The following is a 13,031-nucleotide window of genomic DNA, read 5'->3' as shown; positions in this document are numbered from 1 at the left end:
GGCTTTCGTCCGCAGCAGACAACGACCTGATCTATGAACGTTTTCCGCCACGGCCTTTTGCTTGCCCTGACCTCAACGCTGCTCGCGCCTGCGGCTTTCGCCCAGAAGCGGGAGGCCAGCGGACTCTACGCCCAGTTCTGCGCGAGCTGCCACGGCGCAAAACTTCAGGGCGGCACATCGCCAAGCATGTTGGATGATGTGTGGCGCTACGGTGGCGACGACGCGACGCTCACGCGTATCATCCGTGAGGGCACGGCGGAGGCGGGGATGCCGGCGTTTGGCGGCGCGTTTTCCGATGCGGAGATTCGCGCGCTGGTCGTTTTCATCCGGGAGCAACGCATCGATTATCAACGCAGCCGCACTTCAGTTGCCCAGCCATCCAGCGATGCGGTAATCAAGAGCGAGCAACACACATTCACTCTCGAAACGGTCGCCGACGGCCTGCGCGAACCGTGGTCGCTCGCGTGGCTGCCCGACGGTCGGATGCTCATCACCGAAAAACCTGGCACGCTGCGAATCGTTGAAAACGGGAAACTCCTCAGCGCTCCGGTGGCGGGCACTCCGGAGGTTAACTCGGGCGGGCAGGGCGGCCTGCTCGAAGTCGCGACGCATCCCGATTATGCGAAGAATGGCTGGATCTACCTTGCATTCAGCCACCCGGCGAAAAACGCGCAGGGTGAAAACGTTTCCATGACCAAACTCGTGCGCGGAAAAATCCGCGACGGCGCTTGGACGGACGAAGAGGCGATCTGGACTGCGCCGCTCGAAACCTACCGTCGCGCCGGTGGCGTTCACTACGGCTGCCGCATCGCCTTCGATGGAAAAGGTTATCTCTATTTCAGCCATGGCGAGCGCGGTACGCAGGAACACGCGCAGGACATCAAGCGACCCAACGGCAAGATCCACCGCATCCATGACGACGGACGCATCCCGGCGGATAATCCGTTCGTGAACGAGCCCGGGGCGATCGGCTCGATCTGGACCTTCGGCAACCGCAACCCTCAGGGCCTGGACTTCGATCCGCGCACCGGCGTGCTCTGGGAAACCGAGCATGGCCCGCGCGGCGGCGACGAGCTCAACATCGTGTCCAAGGGACTCAACTACGGCTGGCCGGTGATCACCTACGGCATGAATTACAACGGCACGCCGATCACGGGCGAAACCGCGCGTGCCGGCATGGAGCAGCCGGTCATTCACTGGACGCCGTCGATCGCGGTGTGCGGCATCGATTTCTACGAAGGTGGCGCATTTCCGAAATGGACGGGCAATCTTTTCGTCACCGCGCTCGCGCAACAGGAGCTGCGCCGCGTGGTGATCGAGAACAACCAAGTGACGCACCAGGAGGTGATGTTGAAAGACATCGCCCGGCTGCGCGACGTGGCGAGCGGCCCCGATGGATTGCTCTACGTTGTCATGAACGGCCCCGACCGCATCGTGCGGCTCGTGCCGGTGAAGTGACCAAGGTAACAACGCAGCCGGACGGGCTGACGCCTAGGATTTTTTCCGGCTAACGAGATAGAGCATCGAGAGGCCAAAAAGGCTGAAGACGATGCCCCAAAGAATGTTCACGTTCTGGCCGAGCGAGTGTGTCGCGTAGATCGCCGGGTCTGAAAAAAAGCCGTACCCGGTGAGGATCACGCCGAGGATGAGGAATAGCAGGCCCATGGGGAGGCGGACGTCGAGTTGCATGAGAGTTAGGGCGCTGAGGGTTACCAGAAGAGGACGTTGAGGACCAAGGTGCAGGCCAGGACGATGACGCCGAGCGTAACCGGCCGCGCGTACCACGCGGCGCCGTCGTCCTTCGGTTTTTCGGTGAGCGAATAAACGAGGCCGCGCAGTTCGTCGTCGGTCTTGTTGGGTCTGGTCGCGAGCGAGATGACGATGGTGCTGAGGAAGCACGCGGCGAAGGCGAAGATCGCCATCCAGAAATTCTGCGCCATCGAACTCCGGAAGAAGTGTTGTGCGCCGAGCCAGCCGCCCTTGATGCCGGCCTCCACCCCGGCGCCAGGTAACGTGAGACCGTGAAAGCCCATCGCTGTGAGCGTGCCGATGAGCAGCCCGAAGAACGCGCCGTGGCCGGTGCTGCGCCGCCAGAACATGCCGAGAAGAAACACGCCGAAGAGCGGGGCGTTCACGAAGCCGAACACCAGCTGGAGCATGTCCATGATGTTGTTGAACTCCCTCGCGGCGTAAGCGCACGCGGCGCTGATAAGCAGACCGACGACCGTGGTCAGGCGGCCGACGCGGAGGAGCTCGGCATCGCTCGCCTTCTTGTGGATATAGCTGTGATAAAGATCGTACGTGAAGACCGTGTTGAAAGCGGTGACGTTGCCCGCCATGCCCGACATGAACGACGCCATGAGCGCGGTCAGGCCGATGCCCAGCATGCCATTAGGGAAGTATTTCGCGATTAACGCGGGGACCACCATGTTGTAGTCGGTTTCACCTGACGGCGTGATGGGCAGGTTGAGTTCGCCGCCCTTCTGCACAAGTGCGACCGCGATCATGCCGGGCAGAATCACGAGCGCGGGGAAGAGCATCTTGGGGACTGCCGCGATGATCGGCGTGCGCCGGGCGGCGTTCATGTTTTCCGCGGCCATGGCGCGCTGGACGACGAGGAAGTCGGTGCACCAATAGCCAAACGAGAGGACGAACCCGAGGCCCATGGCCAGGCCGAACCACTCCACGCCCATCGGGTTGGCGCTGGCGTCGCCCATGTGAGACCATGAGGACGACCAGGCACCCGGCATGCCCTTGGATTCCGAATACAGGCCGAGTTGAGTCATCAGCCCGTCCCAGCCGCCTATGTCCTGAAGGCCGAGGATGACGAGCGGGAGGAAGCCGAGCACGATGAGAAAAAACTGGAGGACCTCGTTGTAGATCGCGGAGGTGAGGCCGCCGGTGTAAATGTACACGAGGACGATCAGGCCGGAGACGGCGATGCAGACGTGGTAGTTCATCCCGAGGATGGCCTGCATCAGGATGGCGAGGGCGTGCATCGATATGCCGGAGGAGAAAACCGTCATGCCTGCGAAGGTGATCGCGTTGAAGCCGCGGGTCTTCTCGTCGAAGCGCAGCTTGAGGTATTCGGGGACCGAGCGCGCCTTGGAGCCGTAGTAGAACGGCATCATGAAAATCCCGACGAACACCATGGCCGGAATCGCGCCGATCCAATAAAAGTGACTCGTCGAGATGCCGTACTTCGCGCCGGATGCGGCCATGCCCATGACTTCCTGCGCGCCGAGATTGGCGCCGATGAAGCCGAGCGCGCAGATCCACGCGGGAAGCGAACGACCGCTCTCGAAGTAGTCGCTGCTGGTTTTTTGGTGGCTGCGCAGGACCCAGCCGATGCCGATCACGAAGGCGAAATAGACGGCGAGGACCAGGTAGTCCACCGGCGCAAGTTCGAGCAGGATGTTGCTGGCTGAACTGGTCACAGAACCTCCGACGGAGGCGAAGAGTGCGTTCATGGGAAGGGAATGGATGACAAACCGGGGATGGGGCCGAGGCTGATCTCTGCGCAGATTTTGCCCGCCGATAAAAAGAGCGGCCGGGTTAAACGGCCGCTCTGTTGCGGTGGGCGGTGCGTTTGCTGACGCCTCAGAAAACTTCGGGTGTCAGGATCAGAAAGTGGCTTTGACGCCGATGGACCAGTTGGTGCCGTAATTTTCGTAGCGGAAGATCACGTCAGGATTGCCGTTGCTGGATTCGTAGATGCGATGCGGCACCTCGAAGATGTTACGACCGGAGAGATAGAGGCTGACATTATCGGTGAGCTTGAAGCTGCTGCTCAGATCGTACTTCACGTTGGATTTGAGGTAGCGGTTTTGGGTGCCTTGAAACCACGGAGAGTCGTCGCGCCAGACGCCGTTCATCGAGATGAAAAAGCGTTTATAGCGGTAGCTGACTCCACCTTTGACGGAGTGGGGGACGGCGCCGTAGACGCGGCGGTCGGTCTGGGTGCGCGTGTAGGAAACGTTCACCGATGTGCCACGAAACGCCTTGGGCAGGAATGTGAGGTTCTGAAGGAAGGAGGCTTCGAGGGTCTTGAAGGTGACCGGGCTGTCCGCGTTGGTGAAGCTGATGAAGTCGTAAGCATCGAGCGCGGGATCGGTGTTGCCGTACTCTGTAGCAGTCAGCGTCGCGCCGATCTGTTGGTCGGTGAGTTTGTTGTACCCAGCGACCACTTGCAGGTTGCTGCTGCTGTTGCGGCCGAAGAAATAGCTCAGCGCGGCAACGACCTTCTCAGAACGCTCGGGCAGGAGGTTCGGATTGGGTGTGATAACCTGTTCGGCGGTGTCGTTGATCTGGCGGGTGCCGGCGATCTGATTGAGGTTCGGGCGCTTGATGGTTTTGCCCCAGCCGATGTCGGCCAGGAGGTTGGGCATGATCGTATATTTGGCGGTCAGACTGGGGAAGAAGTTGTGATACTTGCCTTCGCGCGTGACCCGGGGACGGTCGGCATATTTGTAATCCATGCCGGCCCAGGTGGTGGGAACGCCCGAGGCGTTGACGGGGAATCCGGCCGCGACGATCTCGTCGGTCGAGTGAGGATTCAGCTCCTTCGATTCAAGCTTGGTCTCTTCGAAGCGGATACCGCTTTGGAGCTGGAGGGCGGAGATGCGCGTGTTGCCCATGAGATAGGCGGCGGGGATTGTCTCGGTGATGTCGAAGGTCGGATTGTTGGTGTAAACGCCCTGCTCATATTGCGCGACCGTGATGATGCCGGTGCTTTCGCCGCGCTCGAAATATTCCGGATTGGTCCGGAAGAGCGCGCCGAGCGCCTCGCGGTTGGGAAACGCGGGACCGCCGCCACCGTTGAGCGAGGTGAATTGCGCGCCGACTTGATTGCCCGCGCCGTAGAGCTGGAACGGTGTGTTGAAACCCGCGAACGAGCCGGTCGCTCCGCCGCCGGGCCCGATGTAGCGCCAGACATCGTAGGTGTTGCTGTTGCTCGTGACACGGTGGCTTTCGGTGATCTTGCCGCCGGCTTGAATGAAGATGGGGAGCTGAGTGGGCAGCGTGTAGCGCACGTTGAGCTGCCCCTGATTGAGCTCGTTTTTATCCTGACGATTGTCGTCCGAGATGCGTGGGTTGAGGTAACTCGACAGGCTGGCCCAGTCGGCGCCGCCCGTCTGCGTGAACTTCCAATCGGCCTCGCCGCCACCGGAGCGCGTGGCGTTGAAACTGACGCCGGTGAGGTTATTGACCGGTGTGTTGGCGACCGTGCCGCGGACGAGATTGTCGTAGTTGTTGTCGGCGCGTGAATACGAGTAAGCACCGTCGATCACCCAGTCATTCTTACGATATTCGAAGCGGGGACTGATGGTGGTGGTGTGGGAGAGTTTGACGCCGTTGCCTCCGCCCATGACGACCTGGCGGCTGGCGGCCGTGCTGGTGCCGTTGGTGCCGTAGGCAAGCACGCCGTCTCCAGAGACGTTCTGGCGTCCTGTGGTGGCGCCGGTGTTATTGGCGCCGGCCTGCATGGTGACTTGCCGGTTGTAGAAGCGGGCGTCGTAACCGTTGTAGCCGACGCTGAGCGAAAGCGTGAGATCGCTGGATGCGCGGAAGTCTGCGGTCAGCGTGCTGGTGAAACGCTTGGTCCACTTCGGTCCGTCCTTGAGCAGAATCTGCGTGAGGACTTGTGGGCGCGAATCGGTTCCGGCGACCTGGGTGCGGTTGTAGGTGTGATCGACGCGGTACTGCTCGTTATAGAGATTGGATTCGCTGATGCCGAAGAGAATGCCGAGGCGGTTGCCGAAGAAGACGTCGGAATAATCGAGGCTGTAGTTGGGTTTGTATTTCCGGCTGATGCTGTCGTCAGGACCAGGTGTTTTTCCCGTGGTGAACTCCTCGGAATTAAAAACGGTGCTGGCGTTCAGACCGATGCGGCGGCCCTTGAGATCGAAAGCGCGTTTGGTCTTGAGATCAATGTTACCGGCGGGGGCGCTGGCGTCCATGGAGGCGGCGGTCACGCGGTTGATCTCGATGGACTCGATGCTGTTGATGGAAACCTGCTCGAAGCCGAAGGAGCGGTTGGAGGTACCGGCGGCGGAGTTTTCGAAGGCTACGTACTGGGTGAACGCATCGGCGCTCGCCACACCGAGGCCGTCCATCGTCACGCTGGTGTATTCAGATCCAAGGCCGCCGAGGCGCGGACCGCGCGTGTCGGCTTCGACGTATTCGAGTTCGACGCCGGGGAGGTATTTCAGGAATTCGCCGACGTTGCCCTCGGTGACGTCGCCGAAAGCGTCGGAGGCCACTGAGCGGCTCATGGTCATGGATTTTTTCTGGGTTTGAAGAGCCTTGGCGTTGCCCTCGCGCTCGCTGGCCACGACGAACGCGTCGAGCTGGATAACTCCGCCGTCCGGTGAACTTGTTTCGGCGCTGGAGATTTCAAAGTCGCGCGTGACGGTTTCTCCCCCGGCGACAACGACCTGGGCAGAAGACGAGCTGTATCCGGAATAACTTACCGTGACGGTGACCGTGCCTGCGGGGACACGTGGCAGGCGGTAGGCGCCGCCTGATTCGGTGGTGGCAGTGATATCGGTGCCATCGACGCGCACCTCGGCGTTGCGGACATATTCGCGGGTGAGCGGATTGAGGACAGTGCCGGTGATGGTGCCGGTGGCGGCGCCGGGAGTCTGGGCGGCGGCGGGTAGCACGAAGGCGAGCGCAAGGCTCACGATGAATAGGAGTCGGGTAGGTTTGCGGTTCATGAGCAGGGGGTCGAAGCCGGCGCGAGGCCGTATGTTAGGGGTGCGAGACCTGACGGCTGGGGCGCGCGTCAGTGACGGGGTGTCTCGATGCTCCGACAGAATATCGAAAATGTTTTTGAGCTTCATCCCTCTTTAGAGGGGTGCTCGCGTAGTCGATAAATCCCGGGGACGTCTCCAGAGCGATCCCCCTCTAATGAGGGATGAAGCGGCGCGGTTTTTTGGTGTAGGCTCATCCACGTTCAGAACCCCGCCCCGCAGCTGCCGTCCTTTTGACGAATGCTGTCACCCCTCGATTTCGCCCCCTTGTCCCACGCATGATCGCACTGCCTGCTTTTTCACGCCCTCCCTTGTTGAGGATGGTCTGCGCTTTTGTGTCTGTCTTTACGCTGGTCGCACCTGCGCGTGCGTCGCGAAGCGAGATGTCGCTTAATGAGCGTTGGCATTTCCACTTTGGCGAACAGCCGACGAGCGATGCAGCTGTGCAAGCGTCGGCCGACTGGCCGGTGGTAACTCTGCCGCATACGTGGAACGCGAAGGATGGCGCGGACGGCGGTGACGATTATGCGCGCGGCGAGGGCTGGTATGTGAAGACGTTCACGGTCGATCCGGCGTGGCGCGGCAAACGCGTGTTCATCGAGTTCAAAGGCGCGAATCGTAACGCCGCCGTTTTCCTCAATGGGAAATCCGTCGGCGAACATCACGGCGGCTACGCGCGTTTTCGTTTCGATCTCACCCACGCGCTCGAACGTGACGGTGAAAACACACTCGCGGTTCGTGTGAGCAACGCCCCCGACGGTCTCGCGCCGATCTCGGCGGACTTCACGTTTTTCGGCGGCATTTATCGCGGCGTGCGTCTCTTCACAACGGATGACGTCCACGTGGATGTCCTCGATCATGCGTCGGATGGCATTTATCTCACGCAGACAAAAGTCTCCGCAGAGCGGGCTGAAATCGCGGCGGTCATCCGACTCAAGAACGATTCCGAGCGCGAAGCATCCACCCGGGTGCGGACGGTTGTGCGCGATTCTGCGGGAGCGACGGTTTTCTCCCGGGAAAGTGCGGCGAGCGTGGCGGCGGTGAGCGGCGCGCATTGCGAGCAAACGATCGTCGTGGAACGTCCGCGCCTCTGGGATGGCCCGGCTGATCCTGCGCTCTATTCGGTGACGGTGACGGTGCTCGTGGATGGAAAAATTCGCGACGAGGTCACGCAGCGCATCGGATTGCGCTCGTTCGCCGTCGACCCTGAGAAAGGGTTTTTCCTCAACGGCAAGCCCTTCGCCGCGCATGGCGTTTCCCGTCACCAGGATCGCGCGGGCAAAGGCTGGGCAATCAGCGAGGAGGATGATCGCGAGGATTTTGCGCTGATTAAAGAAATGGGCGCGACGGCGGTGCGTGTGGCTCACTACCCGCAGTCAGAACTTTGGTTCGATCTGTGCGACGAGCACGGAATGATCGTGTGGGCGGAGATTCCCGTCGTGAACGAAGTGGACCCGACTCCCGCCTATACCGACAACGCGAAGCAGCAGCTCCGGGAACTCATCCGCCAGAACTATAACCGCCCGGGCATTTTTTTCTGGGGCGTGGGCAACGAAACCCGCGAGATGGGCGAGGGTAGCGGCGCGCATAAGATCAACGGGCCCGCAGCGAACGCTCTGATCGCGGAACTCACCCCACTCGTGCGCGAAGAAGATCCGTCACGGCTTTCTGTATACGCGTCGCATCATCGACCGGAGGACGTGAAGAACTTTCACACCGACCTTCTCGGCTTCAACAAGTACATCGGCTGGTATGGCGGCGACGCGAAGGACTTCGCCGCGTGGATCGATGGCGTTCACCAGCGGTTCCGGAAGCTCAAGCTCGGTGTCAGCGAGTACGGCGCGGGAGCGAACATCTATCATCATGACGATCCGGCGAACAAGCCCGCGCCGGGCGGCGAGTGGCACCCCGAGGAATACCAATCGCATTTTCACGAGCTGCACTGGAACGCGATGCGCGACCGTGAGTATCTGTGGGGAAAGTTCATCTGGAACATGTTCGATTTCGCCGCCGATCCGCGCTCGGAAGGCGCTGCGCCCGGGATTAACGACAAGGGACTCATCACCTATGACCGAAAAACGAAGAAGGACGCGTTTTTCTGGTACCAAGCCAACTGGAGCAAAACTCCGGTGCTGCACATCGCCAGCCGCCGCTATGTCGAGCGCACCGAAAGCGGCATCGAGGTCAAAGTGTACTCCAATGCGAAGGAGGTTGAGCTGTTCGTGAATGGCGTTTCCCAAGGGAAAATCACGAGCGAAAATCATCTCTTTCGCTGGAAGATACTCCTGGCGGAAGGAGCCAACCGCATCGTCGCGCGGGGCTCGCACGAGTCCGGAGCGCTGAGCGATGAGTGTGTCTGGAATTTTCGAAACAAAACCCCATGAGCCTGATGAAATTCTCCGTCCCGTCTGCCTCCTGCCAATTTCCCGCCAGCTTTGCCTGGGGCGTCGCCACCGCGGCGCCTCAGATCGAAGGCGCCTTCGATGCTGATGGCAAAAGCCCGAGCATCTGGGATGTATTCTCACGCAAACCCGGTGCGACGCACAACGGCGACACCCTCGATGTCGCGTGCGATCATTACCACCGCTACGAAGCGGATCTCGATTTGATGGCCGCGCTAGGCATGAAACACTACCGGCTGTCGATCGCGTGGCCGCGCATCATTCCGACTGGTGCCGGGACTCTGAATACGCGGGGAGTCGATTTCTACAACCGGCTCATCGACGCGTCGCTCAAACGCGGGATCACGCCGTGGGTGACGATGTTTCACTGGGATCTGCCACAGGTGCTCGAGGATAAAGGCGGCTGGCCGGAGCGGGTGGTGGTCGATGCGTTTGCCGATTATGCGGATGAGATCGTGAAGGCTTACGGAGATCGCGTGAAAAACTGGATCACGCTCAACGAAATCGGCGTCTTTCTGGAAAACGGTTACGGTGTTGGCCGCCATGCGCCGGGTCGCAAAGAAAAGCCCGAGGTCGTGAACCAGGCGTTTCACCATGCGATGCTTTGTCACGGCCATGGTGTGCGCGCGGTGCGCGAACACGGAGGAAAGGACGCGCGCGTCGGCCTCACGGATAATTCGCGCGTGACGATCCCGCTCACGGAAACCGCGCCGGATATCGAGGCGGCGCATGAGCAGTTTGCGCGCAGAAACGCGCGTATCCTCGAGCCGATGTACCGCGGCGAGTACGGGAAAAATTATCTGGCACACACGAAAGGCTGGCTGCCGAAGATCGCGGCGAACGATTTCGAACTCATTGCCCAGCCGACCGATTTTCTCGGGCTCAATATTTACTCAGGCGAGATCGTCAGGCGCGGCGCCGACGGAGGTCCGCAGCATATCGCTTATCCGGAAAATTTTCCCACCGCAGACAGCCCCTGGCTGAAGCTCAACGCGCGGTGCATGTACTGGGGCCCCCGCCTTGCCGCAGAAGTTTTTGGCGCGAAGGATGTGGTCATCACGGAGAGCGGCGCGGGCTACAACGATCTGCCCCCGGTGAAGGGCGAAGTGTTCGACATTCACCGGCTCGAATACATCCGCGCCTGTCTGCGCGAACTTCGCCGCAGCATCGCCGACGGCGTGCCCGTCAGCGGTTATTTCGCCTGGTCGTTCATGGATAACTTCGAGTGGGCGGACGGGTATGATCGCCGGTTCGGCATCGTTTACACGGACTTCAAAACCCAGGTGCGCACGCCGAAAGCGAGCGGACGTTGGTACAGCCAGGTCGTGCGGGAAAATGCGCTGGTTTAACCGAGTCACCCCCACACATGAACACCGCTCGATATTCGGAGTTTTCACGCCGCCAGTTTGTCCGCAGCGCCGGCGTCGGTCTGGCCGCGCTCGCGTTTCAGCCGATTTTCCCGCGAGTGTTTGCCTCATCACGTGCGCCGTCTTCACCAGATCCGCGCGTGCTCGTGATTATCCACCTGCAAGGTGGGCACGATGGGCTGAACACGTGCGTACCGTTTCAAGACGATCGCTATTACCGCGCGCGACCGACGCTTGCATTGGGGCGGGAGGATTTGATCCGGATCGACGATACGTGGGCGTTGAACCGCGCGGGCAAGCCGTTTGAGGCGCTTTTCAAAGACGGCAAAATGGCGGTCGTGCCCGACGCGAGTTACCCGCAGCCGAGCGACAGCCACTATCGCGCGTCCGAGATCTGGCACACGGCGAGTGCCGCGGACGAGGTGCTGTATTCGGGCTGGGTGGGGCGATGCTTTTCGCACCTGCAAGCGCAGGGCCGTGCGGTGCGCGGTCTCTATGCGTCGCCTGCGCGGCCGCGGATTTTCGTGCGCGAGGAAGATCGGACCGCTCGTGCAAACGTGGCGGCTGCGGGCGGGGATATTTGCGGTTCACTCAATGCGGCCGGAAGCGCGCCGCTCGATGCCCTCGCGGAGATTGGAGAACGCGCGGGTGCGAGCGCGGACACCGAGATCTATTTCGTGGCGGTGCCCGGTTTCGACACGCATGCGCGCCAGCTCGAAACGCAGAGCGCGCGGCTGCACGCGTTGTCCCGCGCGCTGCAGTTGTTTCAGCAACGCATCGAGCAACGCAGTATCGCTGATCGCGTGCTGACGATGGCCTTTAGCGAATTCGGGCGCAGTGCAACCGAGAACGCCCAGGGCGGCACCGACCATGGCGGCGGTTCGCCGGTCTTTCTTGTAGGGAAAAACGTACGTGGAGGGTTCACGCCGGGGGGCAATTCCGCATCGCACGATTTCAAACAAATCCTCCGGCCCATCGTCACGGACTGGCTGGGCGTGCCGGTGCAGGCGGTTTTTGCGCGCGATCCCGGGCGCGTGGAGCTGCTCCGCGTTTTTGCTCAGACCTGAACTTCATTTCACCACTTATGATTTCCCCGATTTCATCTTCCCCTGCTTTTTTGCTGACCGCCTGCCTCCTCGCCACGACGGCGCATGCGCAGAAAAGCGTGGACGTGTATCTCACCGCCAAGGACTCAGGCGAACGCTTGAGCAAAGTTGCCACGCTTTCGCTCGGCGGGCGCGGTGTGCTCACCGAGAAAGAGCAGCGCATCTTCGTCGATCCGGCGAAGACGTTTCAGACGCTGCTCGGAATCGGTGGCGCGCTGACCGACGCGTCGGCTGAGACGTATTTCAAGCTGCCCGTGGAGAAACGTCGCGAATTGATTCGGGCGTATTACGATTCTGAGCACGGCATCGGCTACTCGCTTGGACGCACTCATATCAACAGCTGCGATTTCTCCAGTGCGAGTTACACCTATGTGGCGGAGGGCGACACGGCTTTGAAGACATTCTCCATCGCTCCGGACGAGAAGCACCGCATCCCGTTCATCAAAGACGCGCTGGCGGCGGTGAAGGGGCCTTTCGCGATGTATGCGAGCCCGTGGAGTCCTCCGGCGTGGATGAAGGATAACAACCACATGCTGCGCGGCGGAAAGCTGAAACCCGAAATGCGCGACGCATGGGCGCGTTACTACGTCGCTTTCATTCAAGCGTACGAAAAAGCGGGGATCCCGATCTGGGGACTCACGGTACAGAACGAGCCGATGGCGGTGCAGCGTTGGGAATCGTGCGTGTACACGGCGGAAGAGGAGAAGGATTTTGTGCGCGATCATCTCGGACCGGTGCTCGCGAAGAGCGGGATGGCGGATAAGAAGATCGTCATCTGGGATCATAACCGCACGTGGATTTTTCAGCGCGCGCAGGCCGCTTTGAACGATCCGGAGGCGGCGAAATATATCTGGGGCGTGGGCTTCCATTGGTACAGCGATGATGCCTTCGACAACGTGCGGTTGGTGAAAGAGACGTACCCGCAAACGCACCTGCTCTTCACCGAGGGCTGCAATTTTCCCTACGACCGCACGAAGCTGAGCGATTGGAACTGGGGCGAACTCTACGGCCGTTCGATGATCAAGGATTTCAACAACGGCGCCGATGGCTGGACGGATTGGAATGTCCTCCTCGACGAAACGGGCGGACCGAATCACGTGAAGAATTTTTGCTATGCGCCGGTCCACGCCGACACCCAGACCGGCGAGCTGATGTATATGAATTCTTACTACTACATCGGGCACTTTTCGAAGTTCATCCGTCCTGGGGCCAAACGCGTGATCAGCTCCTCGACGGTGGACCGGTTGCTGACGACGGCTTTCAAGAACGCGGATGGCTCGGTGGCCGTCGTGGTCATGAACAGCTCGGGCGAGGCGCAGGCGTTTGCTCTCACTATCGGCCAGCAGTCGGTCCCGGTGAGCAGCCCGGCACACTCGATTCTCACGCTGGTGGTGCGGTGAT

8 protein-coding genes are annotated in these 13,031 nt (G+C 60.8%); 5 read left to right on the top strand and 3 right to left on the bottom strand.

What is annotated here, in order from left to right; genetic code table 11:
• Positions 1 to 33: 33 nt before the first annotated feature.
• Positions 34 to 1,458 carry a PQQ-dependent sugar dehydrogenase gene (locus tag CMV30_RS06110; RefSeq protein WP_096055193.1) on the top strand — a complete coding sequence of 475 codons (1,425 nt, stop codon included), beginning with the start codon at positions 34 to 36 and terminating at the stop codon, positions 1,456 to 1,458.
• A gap of 33 nt (positions 1,459 to 1,491) precedes the next feature.
• Here the strand turns inward: CMV30_RS06110 and CMV30_RS06105 are convergent, their stop codons facing one another.
• The 3 genes from CMV30_RS06105 to CMV30_RS06095 all read right to left on the bottom strand — a co-directional run bounded on the left by CMV30_RS06105 (position 1,492) and on the right by CMV30_RS06095 (position 6,719).
• Positions 1,492 to 1,689, bottom strand: a complete 198-nt coding sequence (locus CMV30_RS06105; protein ID WP_096055192.1) for a hypothetical protein — start codon at positions 1,687 to 1,689, stop codon at positions 1,492 to 1,494.
• A gap of 20 nt (positions 1,690 to 1,709) precedes the next feature.
• Positions 1,710 to 3,470, bottom strand: coding sequence for a sodium:solute symporter family protein (locus CMV30_RS06100; RefSeq protein ID WP_096055191.1), 1,761 nt, complete (start codon positions 3,468 to 3,470; stop codon positions 1,710 to 1,712).
• A 153-nt stretch (positions 3,471 to 3,623) separates the two neighbouring features.
• Complete coding sequence (locus tag CMV30_RS06095) at positions 3,624 to 6,719, bottom strand: TonB-dependent receptor (RefSeq protein WP_175414750.1); 3,096 nt, start codon at positions 6,717 to 6,719, stop codon at positions 3,624 to 3,626.
• A 371-nt stretch (positions 6,720 to 7,090) separates the two neighbouring features.
• Between CMV30_RS06095 and CMV30_RS06090 the strand changes: the two genes are divergently transcribed.
• The 4 genes from CMV30_RS06090 to CMV30_RS06075 are packed head-to-tail and all read left to right on the top strand — an operon-like array spanning position 7,091 to position 13,030.
• Positions 7,091 to 9,139 (top strand): glycoside hydrolase family 2 protein, encoded by a 2,049-nt coding sequence (locus CMV30_RS06090; RefSeq protein ID WP_175414749.1) that lies wholly within the window; start codon positions 7,091 to 7,093, stop codon positions 9,137 to 9,139.
• Entirely contained in the window at positions 9,136 to 10,506 is a 1,371-nt protein-coding gene (locus CMV30_RS06085; protein WP_245844414.1) for a GH1 family beta-glucosidase, read from the top strand. Before CMV30_RS06090 ends, CMV30_RS06085 begins: the two co-directional genes overlap by 4 nt.
• A 17-nt stretch (positions 10,507 to 10,523) precedes the next feature.
• Positions 10,524 to 11,591, top strand: a complete 1,068-nt coding sequence (locus CMV30_RS06080; RefSeq protein WP_096055188.1) for a DUF1501 domain-containing protein — start codon at positions 10,524 to 10,526, stop codon at positions 11,589 to 11,591.
• Positions 11,592 to 11,608: 17 nt separating this feature from the next.
• On the top strand, positions 11,609 to 13,030 hold the full coding sequence (locus tag CMV30_RS06075; protein ID WP_096055187.1) for a glycoside hydrolase family 30 protein: 1,422 nt from the start codon (positions 11,609 to 11,611) through the stop codon (positions 13,028 to 13,030).
• Position 13,031 lies beyond the last annotated feature (1 nt).

Origin of the sequence: Nibricoccus aquaticus, from assembly GCF_002310495.1 — a bacterium.
GTDB classification, from domain to species: domain Bacteria; phylum Verrucomicrobiota; class Verrucomicrobiia; order Opitutales; family Opitutaceae; genus Nibricoccus; species Nibricoccus aquaticus.
This window is presented reverse-complemented; position numbering and strand designations above follow the sequence as displayed.